Source organism: Alkalibaculum bacchi (assembly GCF_937875145.1).
GTDB classification, from domain to species: Bacteria; Bacillota; Clostridia; order Eubacteriales; family Alkalibacteraceae; genus Alkalibaculum; species Alkalibaculum bacchi_A.
In genome coordinates, this window is sequence record NZ_CALNCS010000025.1 from 1 (window position 1) to 14,833 (window position 14,833).

The window sequence follows — 14,833 nt, forward strand, 5'->3', positions numbered from 1 at the left end:
CTATTCAGGATATTAACTGCTGCATTAATATCCCGATCGTGGTGAGTGTCACATTGTGGGCACGTCCACTCTCTAATTTCAAGTGGCTTCTTCCCGCTAGGGTAGCCACAAGTAGAACAGACTTGGCTGGTATATTTAGGATCAACAGCAACTAACCTTTTACCATACCAATTACACTTGTAATCTAGCATTTGTCTAAACATTTGCCAGGAAGCATTTGCAATTGACTTAGCTAAATGATGATTCTTTTGCAGATTCTTGACTTTCAAATCCTCAATTGCAATCACATCATATTTTTTAACTAGGGCAGTTGTTAGCTTATGCAAGTAATCTTTACGTTTGTCTGCTATCCGTTGTTGGAAGCGAGCCTTTTGCTTTTTAGCTCTCTTCCAATTCTGGTAATCATCAACACTTATTTTTGCTATTTTGTGTTTATGGTTCCATTGACAAACAGCTACAGTGGCTTGATGCTTACGCTTACTGTATTTGCTTTGCCATTTGGCAGCCTGTTTTTCTAACCACTTAGCATTGAAAGTACCATACTTAATCCCATCAGAGCTAATAGCTAAATTGGCTATTCCAACGTCTATGCCAACAGCCTTGCCTGTTTTTGGCAATGCCTTTGGAGCAGCTGTTTCAACTATCAAAGATAAGTAATATCTACCAGTTGAGTCATAGCTGACCGTGTAACGTTTGATCTTACAATTTACAGCTTGTGTTGTTTTACTAGTTCTAATACATCCTAACTTGGGCAACTTCATTCTTTGCTTGGCAATCACTTTGCAGCAACTAGTCTGTTTACCAGTATATGACTGTTTGTATGCGTGTCTACTTTTAAAGTGCGGATAGCCACCTTTATGCTTAAACAGCATTTTAAAGGCTTGAGCCAGATCATGATTCACCACCTGAAGACTAGTTGCATCACTTGCTTTGAGGTAAGGGTGCTCTTGCTTCAATAGTTTAAGCAGATAGTTCATATCATATTCACCAACGAATTGACTGCTAGGATTATTTTGGTAACGTTTCTTAGCCATATCCAGCATGAGATTCCACACCTTGCGGTCATTGCCAAACATTTGGCATAGTTGAGCCTGCTGTGTTCTATTAGGATAGAGTCTTAGTTTGATCCCTTTTAGCATATTTGTTTTCCTCCTTTCTTAGATTCAAGTTAATGTAATTATATAACTCATTAACTCATTATGCAAGACCTAATTAAAAAAAAAATAAAAATAGATACTTAAGGGCTTTTAACCCTAAAATATCTATTTCTGGCAAAGCTGGACTTATGCTTACCCTCAATACTCGTGTACTGCCTTTAACTTGTCTGGACCATATTCAAAAATGTAGCTTACCTTTTTGCTATTGGTTACGCCTAACTTGCTTTCATAATTATCATAAGGCTTTGGGCAGCCTAATTCATACCATTCTACCCCATCTTCATCAGTAAATTTTTCATGATGATAGTGCCCTGAAAAAATATTATAAGCTTTTGCCTTTATCCAGATATCCTTGAACTCTGTAGCAAATAGAGTCTTAAGATGCTTTCTGGCTGTATCCCCATGAGTAATAAGGATACCTACATTACCTAGTAAGAATGCTGTACGATAGCCCATTAAGCCCTTTTTAGGCATTACCACATCCACTTGTGGGTACTTATACTTCAAGGCATATTCAAACATCTGCAAGGTGTCATTATCATGGTTTCCGCGTACCAACTGCAAGGTTACCTTATTAGCGTGTTTTAAGGCATTACTGAATAAAAAGTCTAGTATTTTAAAGCTATCTGATACTGCCTTATACATATCTGCATGATCAAGCTGTGTACCTCTTGCAGTTATACTTCTTTCAAAAGAATTAGAGTGGAACCAATCGCCTAAGATAGCAAATGTAATCTCTCCATGTGGTCTCTCATTAATAGTATCTACCATACCTACTAGTTTATTTTGCAAGTCCTCATACTTAGTCCAGCCTAGGTGCCAATCACTCATAGGAATAAACAAGTTATCTTCTGCCGTATCTTTTGCCTCAGTCAACTTAGTGGATACTACTTGTTGCTTAATGCTATTGTTAGCAATCTTAACTATAGTATCCATATCAATCTTGGGCTGCTTACGTTGTCTTACCTTTACCTTTAGTGCATACAAGGTTCTAGTACCATCCTTTTTAGATGGCATCTCCCATGTAGAATAGCCTGAAGTAATTACCTCATACTCTTTAGGGTCATAGCCAGCCAGTTGCGCCAAGTAGTCGCTATTCTTGTTAGGCTGGTTAATTCTCTCTTCAAAGTCTTTAGGTAGCTTATCCTGTATCTTTGCAGTAATAGTACCATCAGAGCCAATAGATACTTCTTTCTTCTTACCTATCTTAGGATTAGAACTTTTAGGCAGAGTAGCATTAAGTGATGTACTTGCATGTCCTCTTTTAATATGCAATCTGTAAGCTTTGCCATTTACCATTGCTGCTGTGTAGTGAGCACCAAATTTAGATGATAGGATATTTGCAATCTCTGCTTGGTGATGGCCTTCATAAAATAACTTCTTTAATGTATCTACTACATCTTTAGACCAAACTTTAATTTTTCGTTCCATATGCTACGTATATTTCTACTTTCTTTAATTATTTAAACTTGTACTCTGTATTTATTAATAATATAGTAAATTATAGCATAATGTGACAAATGTATTAGCTACTACAACGCATGCAAAAAGCAGTAGTTAGCAATGTCTGCTAACTACTGCTTAATAGTACGTATATGTGTGCTTGTTGTGAACTACTCAACCATGAAGTGTTGGGTTTCTGGGAACATGAAGTAGTATTTAGGATGTTACATCAGTATTCTGAATACCTAGCTCACAGAACTCAGCTTGTTACCATGGCTAGCCCCTAGCCAATGGCTTTCAATCCTTTAAACTAATAGCTAAAGTATACTGCCTATCCTATGAATCTGTCAAGCATTTTTGTAACTCTATTTTTTCATTTTTAGTACCATCCATAGGCTTGCCAGTGCTGCTGAGCGCCACTCCACCCATTGTATCTCTGAGCCACATACTGATCAGCCACTCTTTCTTGGTTGGCTGGTGAATAGTCGCCATGTAAATATTGAGGCAGTAATTGGTATTTACCATAAGCACCTGATGAGGCATTCACAACTGTGTATGAGCCACCGGATTCTTTATTAGCAATCCAAGCCTTAGCAGAACTGTCTGTTCCAGTACTTACATTACTGTGTGTACTAGTTGAGACTGTACTTTGTTGTGTAGTTGCAGGCTGCTTATAGCTAGTTTGTGTATTACTTTGACTAGCTACTTGATTACTTGTCTGAGTTGAAGCATTATAGTTTACCTTAGCTTGAACTACAGGGGCTGTATATGTGTATGCCCCAGTAAGCTTAATCTTATCCCCTACATGAATTAAGGAAGACTTATTGTTCAATGCTTCAATCTTATTAAGAGAAACACCATACTTTTGTGAAATACCCCACAGTGTATCGCCTGCCTTAACAATATATGTGTTTGGTGTGTTTGTTGCTGCTTCTACTTTATTGTTTGCTGTACCTAATAATAAGGCTCCTGAGAGAGCTAATGTTGCTAATAATGTCTTATGTGCCAAAATAATATGTCCTACTTTCTAATTATATGCTCGTTTCAGTAACTAATATGAATATAGTATAAAGCATAAATATTACAACCATGCTTCATTAAGATTGCAAGGCTGTTACATTAGGCAAGATAAGTCAATTAATATCCAGCCTCTAAAGCTATTTTCTTAAACTTAGCTAGTGCAATAGGCCTTTCTTCGTCAATAGCTGACTTAAGGCTCTTAAGACTAATATCTACTGGGTAAATGAACTTACCTACCATATAGCTACTACCATCCTTATTACCTGCTACACCTATTCCCAGTATTTCCATGTCTGCATAGAAACTACAGCCTAGCTTATGTGTGACACTTACCTCTCTTAGTGTATGAAGAAAAGCATCTGTTTCAAACTCGTAATCTGCTCTATAGTTATTATTCCTATCAAATATAGAAGCTGGGACTGGAAAGTCTATCTCTCTAGTTGGATCTGTATAAATAGACTGAGTTGTTTTTCCTACCAAACCCTTGTACCATTCTTTAGAGCTTTTAATATGATCTATTAGTCTCTTAACAAGCTTATCATAAGTAAGGTACTCTTTACTGTCTGTCCATTTCATATGGCTAAGAGTCACTTTCTTCTGTACCTTCTTGATCTTTCTTAAACTTAGCTGCTTGCTCATTAGACAAGATATCAATAGAAAATCTAATATTCTTGCCACCCTCATTTAAAGGATTATATAACAAGCACAAGTCTTTATCATAAGTACACTTTCTTAAAGGTAAATATGAATTAATATGGTCTTTAAAGTATTCACGAACCCTGTCAAAGTCAATATTCTTAATTACAAGAGTAGTTACAATATCTTTTACACTAAAGTCATAGTTAATATACCGCTTTGACTCTGGAGCTACCTTATACTTATTAGGGTCATCCGTTAAGTTAAACTCAATGGTTGTACCAAAGAAACCGCCTTGTCCATTATTTTCGCCTAAGTGTTCATTATTTACTTTAAAGTCGTAATGTTCCCATGACCACTTTAGTGCATAGCCTATCCTATCTGAAATATATTTAATGGTGGCCTTACCTGTATGTTGATTAAGGTATCGTGAAAATGTTTTATTATTTATGAGTTCTTTCTTCATGCTGTTTTTTACTGCTTTCTTTAAATTCGTTTACTGCCTGCTTTAAAGCATATAAAGCTTTGCGCTTGCGTCTTTTTATTAATACTGTGGTTATTACCCAGTCTATCAAGCTAAACAAGACTAAAGCTATTACTAAAGGTATTAAGAACAAACTAAACATCATCCTTACCCAGGGCTTTCTGTAAGTCCTTATACTCTATCCTAAAAGAACTACCATGTTTCTTCATAGAATATAACTCAGCCACTGCCACTGATTCCTTTGGTATTACCTTAGCTGGTACATCTAAACCATAACCTAAGACATATGCTTTCTGTACTAAGTAGATTAGTGCCTTTGCTACTAGACTAGGTGCCCTGTCCTTAGTGTAGGAACTTGTATAGGTTACTGCTAATTTATTAGCATCTAGGTCTATACCAATTATACAACTAATCTTATCATCTAAAACTAGAAACAAGTAGTCATAGCACTTTTTATACTTGCCTAATGTATACCAGTCTATTGGTGGCATTGCTCGTACAGTATTAGCATAGTCTGGCTTGCCAAACTTACTGCCACCATAGTAGACAGAAGTAACTACTGTATTGTTTTTATCTGCACTCATATGATATACCTTTCTGAACTACTGCACAGCTATGGAGTCTACAATTGCGTAACTACAGTTATAAGTTACCACAAAGTAGTCATCTACCTTGTATATATCTACATTATTTATATCACTATAGTAGGCATTTACACTGTCCCCGCCAAAAACTGCAATAATCTTCTGTGTAGACAAGGTCTTAATAATAAGAAGCTTATTAGGCACGGGATAATGCCTGTTACTTTTGTCTTTTAATATAGAAGGCAATATAGGCTCCTTATAGCGTTTAAAACCAATTGCTTTATAATTATGCAGCCTATAATCATATGCTACAGCAGGGGTGTCATATATGCTCACAGAGCCACCTGAACTTGTAAAGTCTAAGGTGTCATGCAATGCTTTGTATCCATTATACACCCCACCAATGTGTGTAGAGTGCAGGTCCAGCCCTTGGAACGTATAATGGTCTATCAACCTAGCCGAACCATCATAGGTATTTAAGTTATACATGTAGTCCGTTGTTGCTTCAGACAACTGGTCGCTTGTATAAACTGGCCTCCGATGACTTAAATGCGGTGAATTATGTACAAAAGTAAAGATAGCTATGAGAAATATCCCAGCTATCACTAATTCAGGTATATGAGTTTTAATATGTGACCATACTGTCATAAACCTTACTAGGCCTCTTTAAAATACTCTTTTGCTACTTTGATAGCATTCTTAACTTCAGCTGTGTAAGCTGCTGGATCCATATCAGCAGATACATCTTGTAATACATGTACAGAATCCTGTACATCTTTTGGTATCGCCATAGAACCACTATAAATTTTAGTAATGAAGTTTCCATTTACTCTTATTCTAGGTGTTGTTCTGTCTACAGATGTAATATTACTAAAGTCATCTGTTGTCCTAGCTGAGTAGGGAATAATCATAAGCGTAGGGTCACTATAGCTCCCACCTATTGTATTAATAACTTTAGTTGCTCCCTCACGAACCCAGCCAACTGTGCTTGGCACAATGCCTGTAACCTCACCATTTATACTATCGTCTAATAATGCAACTACTGCTACGTTTTCTTTTGTTCCTACTGGATATCTATATTTAGAACTCATTGTCTACCACTTTCCTATTTGACCTGCATAATAACCTAAAATTACACTTAGTATAATGTATAAGAAATTATACACTATATTCTTTGCCTGGGCCGCACTCTTTTTGTCTCTGCCTTGAAACTTGTCTACTTCCTGCTCTAGTGCTTCCAACCTAGCCTTATAGTCTAGGTGGGAACTCTCAAGCTTAAAGTACTTATCCTGCAAAGTATTGCTTTCTTGACCCAATTTATGCAGCTCTGCCTGCATTGACCATATTTCACTCTTAATAGCATCTATGTCAAGCTTAGAGTAGTCACCCTTTACACTGTCCTGACCCTTAAGAAGCTTTTCTAACTGGTCTATATGCTCTTCTAAGTGATTGTTGCTACTCTCTCTGTTTACTGCCATTTATCTAACCTACCTACGTATGCTCATTAAGAAAGATATTATTACTATAAGAGAAAGCCACATTGATGCAAGCCTGCATATGCTATAAGTATACCATAGATATGCTGAAGCTAATATGAGTGTAACCAGTATCATTAGATACTTTCTCTTAGTTAGTCTTGATGTACTAATAGTTAACACTATATTGATTATATGTAGCAAGTAAATTATTACACCCTGTGCAATGCAAACAACCAGCATGAACATATATATGCACCACCTTACCTACTAACACTAATAATTTAGCCGTCCTATATATGCTAAATTATTAGTGTAATAAATAGATGGGGTTAGAAATAAATGAGAAATAAGCAAGATGTAACTATTATATTAGCTAAGTTTTTATTTTGCAGTCTTTACACACTAGTATTTTTAGGCGGGTATTTTTATTTATCTTATAAACAGCAGACTTCTATTAACCCTGCTTTTACTACTCTGGGGTGTGCTCTATTATCTTGGTATACAGTTGTTAAAACTGACCATACCATCAGTAGCATAAAACAGACAAATCAATATATCCATAAGATAAATAATCTTACTCGTACTACCTATAAATGGAATAAATATAGGAGGAGCATGCACCATTGATTAAATACTATACCTACAAAATTGATATTAACGACTATAGGCACTTTCTAGTAAGTAATGCTATTAAGCAGTCCCACCTGCGTAAACATGATAAACGCTTTAAATATGATATCTATTGTGCTGTATGCGGTTGCCCCATCAACTCCCGAAAAGGTGGCATAAGTAAAAAAGGACTTCTTCTTGCATGTACTAAACTGCTACTACCAAATAAAGAAGTATACTATGTGTGCAGATATGCAGCACATTGCCGGTACTTCACAGAAGCACATAATAGAAAGAAAATAGTTAGTATCCGAGAGGTTGTGAGAGCATAATGCTAACTAATGATATGAAAGACTTGCTTGACAGTAAGAATGCAAGTGTAGATAAAGATAAGAAAACTATTATCAATGGCTTCAATAGTATTCTTAAGAGAATGCTTACTGATGCTAGAGCCAAAGTCCAATCAGGCGAGCTTAAAATTAGGGATACAACTGACCTTAAAAATATGTATGACGTTTTCTCTAAAATTGATGATATTGAAAATACTGGTACTAGCTCTGGTTCAGGTGCTATACCTAAGTTGAGTACCCCTGAAGAAAACATTATTGAAAACTCTGTTAAAGTTATCCAAAAAGTTACTAAGGACGATGAAGGTAAAGAAACAAAGACCAAACATGTAGACTTGCATGACTTAGCCAAGCTTACTGATGAAAATATTGCTAACCTAATAACCAAAGAACAAAAGCAACAAAACAATACCAATGCTACAGGTAAATAGAAAGAAGAGATAAAATGAGGGATAACCCTTTAGGTATAATTACACCTAAGACTTTCTCAGGAGAACAAATCGCTAAAATCGCAGTTAGTACGTTTGGTACAGATGAAATAACGCCTGAACAACTATCTGCTACTTTAGCCTTCCTTGTTCCTAGTCTATATGAACTTAAGTACCACAGAATAGGTAATGGTGGCAAAAAACCAACCTTTATAGTCCCCAAGTATGGAGGAGGCAACCCAGCCAAGGCAGTAGCGCATAGACCTTTTCAAATTCAGCCTATGAATGACATCTACCCAAACCTTGTTATAAAAAAGGCAAGACAGCTAGGCTTCTCTGAATTAGGGGTCGCCTTTATGATCTGGTGGGCTGACGTTCACTCTCAAGCTGGTGTTAACTGCCTATATACGTTTCCAACTCTTAAACAAATGAGAGACTTTGTTCAAATGAGACTAAACTCTGTATTGAACTCCAGCCCATATTATAGAAGTATTATAGGTGACACTAATTCAGTTAATGTTAAGCAAATAAGAAATTCGTTCCTTACTTTTAGAACAAGTTCTAAATCCAGCTCCGTTGAAGGTATCAATGCTGACTTTGCCTCTGTTGATGAATATGACCATGTTAGTGCCAGTGCAGAACAATCTATTGAGGGTTCTATATCTTCCTCACCCTATAAAGTACTTAGACGCTGGTCTACGCCAACTGCCAAAGGCATGGGTATAGATGACCTTTATGAGCACTCTGATCAATGGTTCTGGTCTATTAAGTGTAACCACTGCGGATATGAGAATGAATTGTCCTATGATGCTTATGATGGCTCAAGCATTGAAGCAGGAGGCAATATGCTGCAAGTAGATGAAGACGGGGTAGACTACAAAGCTAGAACAGTTAGACCGGGCACCTTTATCTATGTATGTAAAAAATGTGGCAAGAAACTTGACCGCTGGTACTCTGGCCACTATCTATGCAGGTATCCTAGCCGTACTGCAGACACCTCAGGCATCCGTGGCTATACAGTTAATCAAATGGACGCTGTCTGGATAACTGCAGATATGCTTAAAGCTTCTGAACTTAAGGCAAAGTCTAAGCAATCTTTCTATAATTACTGCTTAGGTGAACCTTATGAAGACCAAAACCTTAAGGTATATGATTCAGATATTCTTGACCATGCTGCTTTTCCTACCAAGGTAGAAAACAGAGCAGATTATAAATTTATTCTTGTTGGTATTGACTGGGGTATCAAACATACTGTAGTTATTGCTGGTATCACTGAAAACAACAGATTTGATATTATCAATGACTTCCAAGTTCAAGGTGTAAGGCCTACTGTAGGGCAAGCAGGTGAGGATATTAGGCACCTGTACAAAATGCTTAAACCTTATAACCCTGACTTAATCTTTGCTGATGTTGGGGACAGTGGTGAAAAGATACACCACCTTATTGATATATATGGGCAGAATAAAGTTTGGGGTGTTAAATATCCAAGCAACCCCACAAGTGGACTATACTCTGCTACTGGCCAGTTGCAACCATCATGGAATGAAAAGACACATGTTGTATCTGCAGACAAACTGGTACAGCATAAGCGCTTTATTGACTTGATGAAGCGTGGAAAAGTTCATTTCTGGGCACACCGTGATGAAGCACTTAACAGGTATATTACTCATTGGCAAAATGTTCTTATCAGAAATGAAGAAACTGCTAATGGTGATACTAGAGAAGTCATAGAAAAACGTAAAGGCAAAGGCGATCACTCGGCCAGCTGCTCCGTCTATGTACTCCTTGCCTATGATTACCTTAGAGAAAAAATTTATGGTAATACTGACGATGAATTTACATACAGTATGCTTTCTGCTAACCTTACACCTGAAAAGACTGATATTCTTAAGGAACATAATTTAGATAGCGTTAAAGGTACAAGTGACACTGCTATTAACCCATATGCATAATAAAAAAAGACATCACATTAGTGATGCCCTTTTTATTGCAGTATTCAACTAGATAAGTTGCATAATAGTCTGTGAAGTGCTAATTATTGCTATGTTTCTTACTAAATTGCAAGCAGTCCTTGTCACTGTCTGCACTGTTTAGATATCTGTTAATTGCATCTCTGGCAAACTCTGACTTTGACCGTCTTGAAGCCCATGCCTTTTCATCAACCTGTTTATACTCAGCCTCCGTTAATCTGATAATAATTATCTTGCTCTTCTTTTCTGAATCTGGTAATGCTTTTCTTCCCATAATTTTTACTGCTATATAAAACATGGAAATATGTAGAAGAATATGAATTTTCTACATATCAGAAAGATATATTTTTCCTTTCTTTGTTTCATTTACTGTCGTCTTCACTAGTATTCTGATATTCCAAATAGGAGTAATCACATTGACTAGCTCTTACAGCTTAAGGACCTAGCCAGCCCTGTTTATTTTCTTTATTTTGCCAAAGCTAAAAGATTTAAAACTGCATTTTCATCTCGATCATTCTTGTAGCCACACCCATAACAGACATACTCATTATGTTTGGTACCATGCTTTTTATTGCCCTGCAAAGTGATCTTTTCCTCGCCTTTTTTGACATAACCGCACGCAGCACATCTTTGAGTTGATGGGTATGTTTTATCAGCCAAGATTAATTCTTTGCCATACCAATCACACTTATAAGTTAGTATTCGTCTAAACTTGCTAAAAAGTGATCTCTGCATTCCTTTTGAAGCTACATGCGTCATCATCATTTCTTTGACTGCCAAATCTTCAATTACAATTTGATCGTAATTATTAACAAGCTTAGTAGTAAATTTTTGTAATAGATCATTTTGAATATTAGCTGCTTTGCGATAATCTCTTTGCAGTTTGGTTCTCACTGCAAAGTAATTATTTGATTTAGTAGCTAACTTACCGTTAACTTCTCTTTTACGTGCCAGCATTCTTTGATAATGTTTGATACGCTTATAAAGTTTTTGCAATTTAGCAGGCAAAATATTGATTTGCCCCTCGGTATAGTTAAAGTGACCCACATTGACATCAACTGCTGTCTTTTGCTGGGTTTTAGCTTTTAGTTCAATTTCTTCTTCATAAGGCAAAGCCACATAATAAGCTCCTTTTTCTTTGAAGATACTTACTACTTTGACTTCACTCATCTTTAAAACTTCATAGCTTGATAGGTCATGCCAAGAGTCTTTTGAAATGCTTCTTGGGCGGTCAAGGCGAAGCCTGCCATTAACAATCTTAGCCCTATCAGTTTTAAAGCCTTGTCTGGGAGCTTTCTTTGATTTAAAACTAGGTATCCCCAATCAGATTGTGACTTATCAAAGAAGTTCTTCCAAGCATTAGCTAAGTCTTTAATCGCTAATTGTAAACATCTGGCAGACAAATCATATTGCCAGTCGGCTTTATTTGCGACTAGTTCATCACGGACTCTGCGTTCGTTAGGACTGGGATTATCTTTTTGGTTTAATGTATGAGCTTCATACATTAATTGCCAAGTTTCTAAGCCTTTATTCCAGCAGTATCGCCGATAGTCGCATAGAGCATCAAGCTGCTTTTGCATGGTCTTATTAACTTTTAGCTTCACTACTTGTGTCTTGATCGTCATTTAAGTACTCACTTCTAATCTTTTTCTTGTATTTTCTTAAGCCATATAGTCTGCATGAAAACACATGAATTATACTTATCAGATCATCAACCAGTTCTTTATCAGGACTAGTGTCAATATTATTCAAAACAATTATTTCAGTCCCATGCTTTTTACATAGGTTTTCAAACCAATCATAGCCAAAACGGATAAATCTATCTTTATAAGTAATATAAATTTTATCTATTTTGTTGTTCATTACTTCGTCTAGAAGATTATTCCATTTTTGCCGTTTATAGTTTAAGCCGCTGCCAATATCGCTTATTTCTTCGTCTAATACGATACCTTGTGCGTTAGCGTATTGTCGAATATAGCTTAATTGATCTTTTAAGTCATCTTTTTGACTATAAGTTGATGCTCTGGCATAAGCAACTTGTTTTTTATTTGAGCTTAGACTATTTTTATTCAAATATTGATTGATTTGATCTTCTGTATAGAATCTGCGATTAGTAGGTGAGCGTTTAGCCTTAAGAATATCCTTTCGATCCCATGTTTGGAGGGTTCTAGTGGTTATTCCTAAACGATCAGCGACATCTTTAGGTTTTAAAATTGTCATAATATTCACTTCCATGTTTAACTTTCTAATGAATATTATAGCAAATATTTCTATAATAGTCTACATATTTCTATATTTTTGTTAACAGTTAATCACCTCCTATCTTCTATTAGCTCTCTCAAAAAGCTCTTTCGTTCTTAAACATAATTATTATACAATAAAAATAGAATACATGCAAATACTAATTACAAATATTAAGCAAAATAAAGCAGCAGGCTTAGGGTGAATGTGTCAACCATGCCTGCTGTTTTATTGTGTAATCACCTTCGGATTATAGTCCCGGCAGGATTCGAACCTGCAATACACAGAAAAATCTACTGTCAATGCCGGGTATAAACCGGGTGTTTTACCGTTGAACTACGGGACTATATGGGCCTAAATGGACTTGAACCATCGACCTCACGCTTATCATGCGTGCGCTCTAAACCAGCTGAGCTATAGGCCCATTAAAGTGGGTAATGAGAATTGGACTCGCGACTAAAGCTTGGAAGGCTTTCGTTTTACCACTAAACTATACCTGCAATTTATCAAAGCACAAAGCGAGCAATAGGCTTGCCAGGAATTAAAAAAAAAATCACAAAACAGCAACACAATGGTCGTCTGTGGCGTATTTTAGATTAAGCGTACCTTTTTCGCGGAGGAAAAAGAACATGTGCTTTGGCTTGTTTCTTAGCTTGTTGACAAATATTATTATACATGCTTGCTCAAATTATGCAACAGCTTGATACACTTTTTTGCGAATTAATTTTGTCAATTATATTGGAAGTGTTGATATGATTGCATTTGAGCGTATTAAAGAATTAACTGTCCATCGAGAACTTCATAACTATTTGACCCATCAACAACCCAATACATAACATTCAACGGGAAGCCATGTAATACAGTATTAATAACTGCTTTAGCTTCGGCCGGCTTATATATGAAATTTCTCTGATATGGTGGGCGTATGTCCAGTTGGCCATGATAACCAACAACACCGTTATCGTCGCCTTTATCCTCATACTCATCAAATACATCTTTGACAGACACCATTTTCAACTCTATATCCATCTACTTCTGGGGGTACTTCTAAATCAATACCGCTCTTAATAGCAATTTCTTCTGCTCTTTGGTCATTGGTAGAATCTTGAGTAAAGGGGCTATGAATCAACTCTAATTGTGCTTCAAAGTTTTCTGGATTCTCGTCCCATTGTTTGATAGTAGACTTTTCAAGCTTAAACACCTTGAATCCTGTATCAGTATCAGCTTTAGGATGTTCCTTTTCCTTTGACAAAATAAAAAGGCACTCTTGCGAGTGCCACAAATCTTAATAGCTATTAAGAATTGCTAGCAGTTCCGAAAGTTCGAGACAACCAACTTCATTCTGCTATAACAGGAACAGCAGGAATTGAACCCACATTAGCGGTTTTGGAGACCGCTATGCTACCTTTGTAATACATTCCCACAATGCTATGTTTAAGGTACATAGCCAACCTTAGAAATAAATATAAAATTACTGTAATAACAATAAAATTAATAGATCTGTTCACTTTAGTAATAATATTTATTTCTAATGCACACATTATTAACCAAATTATTTCTTTAAAAAACAGTGAACAAATCTATTGGTAGCTACGGAATCGAACCGTAGACAATTACCAAATCTGCCAACCTCAAGGAGGATATTTACTTACCTATACTAATATAACATTGGTATACATACTTATAACCCACAATTATTATACCATTATTCTACTTTTTATTTTTTAGAAATTTATCAGTTCTATTTGCTGTTTCATCTCAATCAATATCATTGAATAAACCCATGTGATCACTCCCATACAATAGGTAAGAATAACAATTAGTAATGCATCTATTATAATCCATGTTTATTAATTATGTATTGTAGATATAAGAATCCAGGCCATTTTTAGTGACTATATTATCAAAGTAAGGTAGGCAGTAATAATCGCCATTCGGTATTTCGCACCATATAGACTTAATCTTTTTAATAAGACAGCCTCGTGCTTTCAACTGCTTAACTGCACATTTTGTCAAATTAATTGATTGCGTGTGACAAAGTATATTAGCTAAATTAATTAAAGATGTGGTATAAATGTTGTGAGATAAATCAGGCATTGTCACTCGATATTTAAAAGAACATTTAGGCCTCATATTATTATGTTTTAAATAAGTGTAAACTGTCCTATTAGTTCTATTAACTATTTGAGCTATTTGACTTACGGAATATCCAAATCTAGTAAGGTTATCAACTCGCTTATGATTAAGTTTTTCCTTAACATTAAGCAAGTTCTGAACTTGCTTAAACTCTAAATTATTATCCGGTACATATAAAATGCTGCCATATTCATCCTCCAAACGATGTATCCTCACAAGTGCCTGTTCATAATTAATTGTCATGATAATCACCCACATTTCTTTCTAATTCTTCGTTTCATTGTATTTAATTACTTGCTT

18 protein-coding genes and 3 tRNA genes are annotated in these 14,833 nt (G+C 35.9%); 3 read left to right on the top strand and 18 right to left on the bottom strand.

What is annotated here, in order from left to right:
* From Q7P22_RS01920 to Q7P22_RS01960, 9 genes are all read right to left on the bottom strand, one after another.
* Nucleotides 1-1,139 (bottom strand): RNA-guided endonuclease TnpB family protein (locus Q7P22_RS01920; RefSeq protein ID WP_303859990.1); only part of this gene is annotated, 1,139 nt, incomplete at its 3' end.
* 156 nt (nt 1,140-1,295) lie between these two features.
* On the bottom strand, nt 1,296-2,588 hold the full coding sequence (locus Q7P22_RS01925; RefSeq protein WP_303859992.1) for a metallophosphoesterase: 1,293 nt from the start codon (nt 2,586-2,588) through the stop codon (nt 1,296-1,298).
* A gap of 391 nt (nt 2,589-2,979) precedes the next feature.
* Nucleotides 2,980-3,609: a LysM peptidoglycan-binding domain-containing protein gene (locus Q7P22_RS01930; protein ID WP_303859994.1), complete on the bottom strand. Its 630-nt coding sequence runs from the start codon at nt 3,607-3,609 to the stop codon at nt 2,980-2,982.
* Nucleotides 3,610-3,737: 128 nt separating this feature from the next.
* Complete coding sequence (locus tag Q7P22_RS01935) at nt 3,738-4,196, bottom strand: hypothetical protein (protein WP_303859996.1); 459 nt, start codon at nt 4,194-4,196, stop codon at nt 3,738-3,740.
* Nucleotides 4,197-4,200: 4 nt separating this feature from the next.
* Complete coding sequence (locus tag Q7P22_RS01940; protein ID WP_303859997.1) at nt 4,201-4,722, bottom strand: hypothetical protein; 522 nt, start codon at nt 4,720-4,722, stop codon at nt 4,201-4,203.
* Between the two features lie 152 nt (nt 4,723-4,874).
* Nucleotides 4,875-5,324, bottom strand: a complete 450-nt coding sequence (locus Q7P22_RS01945; RefSeq protein WP_303860000.1) for a hypothetical protein — start codon at nt 5,322-5,324, stop codon at nt 4,875-4,877.
* Between the two features lie 18 nt (nt 5,325-5,342).
* Complete coding sequence (locus Q7P22_RS01950) at nt 5,343-5,813, bottom strand: hypothetical protein (protein WP_303860002.1); 471 nt, start codon at nt 5,811-5,813, stop codon at nt 5,343-5,345.
* 167 nt (nt 5,814-5,980) lie between these two features.
* Nucleotides 5,981-6,415: a hypothetical protein gene (locus Q7P22_RS01955; RefSeq protein ID WP_303860004.1), complete on the bottom strand. Its 435-nt coding sequence runs from the start codon at nt 6,413-6,415 to the stop codon at nt 5,981-5,983.
* Nucleotides 6,416-6,418: 3 nt separating this feature from the next.
* The gene (locus Q7P22_RS01960; protein WP_303860005.1) at nt 6,419-6,802 is read right to left on the bottom strand and encodes a hypothetical protein; all 384 of its coding nucleotides are present in this window, start codon (nt 6,800-6,802) and stop codon (nt 6,419-6,421) included.
* Nucleotides 6,803-7,425: 623 nt separating this feature from the next.
* On the opposite strand from Q7P22_RS01960, the gene Q7P22_RS01965 reads away from it, so the two are divergent.
* The 3 genes from Q7P22_RS01965 to Q7P22_RS01975 are packed head-to-tail and all read left to right on the top strand — an operon-like array spanning nt 7,426 to nt 10,138.
* Nucleotides 7,426-7,743 carry a hypothetical protein gene (locus Q7P22_RS01965; protein WP_303860007.1) on the top strand — a complete coding sequence of 106 codons (318 nt, stop codon included), beginning with the start codon at nt 7,426-7,428 and terminating at the stop codon, nt 7,741-7,743.
* A complete protein-coding gene (locus tag Q7P22_RS01970; protein WP_303860009.1) occupies nt 7,743-8,189 on the top strand; it encodes a hypothetical protein in 447 nt (148 codons plus the stop codon). The genes Q7P22_RS01965 and Q7P22_RS01970 overlap by 1 nt, the downstream gene beginning before the upstream one ends.
* 14 nt (nt 8,190-8,203) lie before the next feature.
* A complete protein-coding gene (locus Q7P22_RS01975; protein WP_303860011.1) occupies nt 8,204-10,138 on the top strand; it encodes a phage terminase large subunit family protein in 1,935 nt (644 codons plus the stop codon).
* Between the two features lie 79 nt (nt 10,139-10,217).
* Here Q7P22_RS01975 and Q7P22_RS01980 read toward each other — a convergent pair whose 3' ends face one another.
* The 9 genes from Q7P22_RS01980 to Q7P22_RS02020 form a co-directional block, all read right to left on the bottom strand.
* Nucleotides 10,218-10,430 carry a ribbon-helix-helix domain-containing protein gene (locus Q7P22_RS01980; RefSeq protein ID WP_303860013.1) on the bottom strand — a complete coding sequence of 71 codons (213 nt, stop codon included), beginning with the start codon at nt 10,428-10,430 and terminating at the stop codon, nt 10,218-10,220.
* 191 nt (nt 10,431-10,621) lie between these two features.
* Nucleotides 10,622-11,479, bottom strand: coding sequence for a transposase (locus Q7P22_RS01985; RefSeq protein WP_303860014.1), 858 nt, complete (start codon nt 11,477-11,479; stop codon nt 10,622-10,624).
* A 264-nt stretch (nt 11,480-11,743) separates the two neighbouring features.
* Nucleotides 11,744-12,376, bottom strand: a complete 633-nt coding sequence (locus tag Q7P22_RS01990) for an IS607 family transposase (protein WP_303860017.1) — start codon at nt 12,374-12,376, stop codon at nt 11,744-11,746.
* Nucleotides 12,377-12,650: 274 nt separating this feature from the next.
* A tRNA-Ile gene (locus Q7P22_RS01995) sits at nt 12,651-12,743 on the bottom strand.
* 3 nt (nt 12,744-12,746) lie between these two features.
* Nucleotides 12,747-12,821, bottom strand: a tRNA-Ile gene (locus Q7P22_RS02000).
* 347 nt (nt 12,822-13,168) lie between these two features.
* The gene (locus Q7P22_RS02005; RefSeq protein ID WP_303860018.1) at nt 13,169-13,405 is read right to left on the bottom strand and encodes a DUF262 domain-containing protein; all 237 of its coding nucleotides are present in this window, start codon (nt 13,403-13,405) and stop codon (nt 13,169-13,171) included.
* Nucleotides 13,383-13,649: a hypothetical protein gene (locus Q7P22_RS02010; RefSeq protein WP_303860020.1), complete on the bottom strand. Its 267-nt coding sequence runs from the start codon at nt 13,647-13,649 to the stop codon at nt 13,383-13,385. The genes Q7P22_RS02005 and Q7P22_RS02010 overlap by 23 nt, the downstream gene beginning before the upstream one ends.
* Nucleotides 13,650-13,748: 99 nt before the next feature.
* Nucleotides 13,749-13,819, bottom strand: a tRNA-Trp gene (locus tag Q7P22_RS02015).
* A gap of 432 nt (nt 13,820-14,251) precedes the next feature.
* A complete protein-coding gene (locus Q7P22_RS02020) occupies nt 14,252-14,776 on the bottom strand; it encodes a hypothetical protein (protein WP_303860022.1) in 525 nt (174 codons plus the stop codon).
* Nucleotides 14,777-14,833 lie beyond the last annotated feature (57 nt).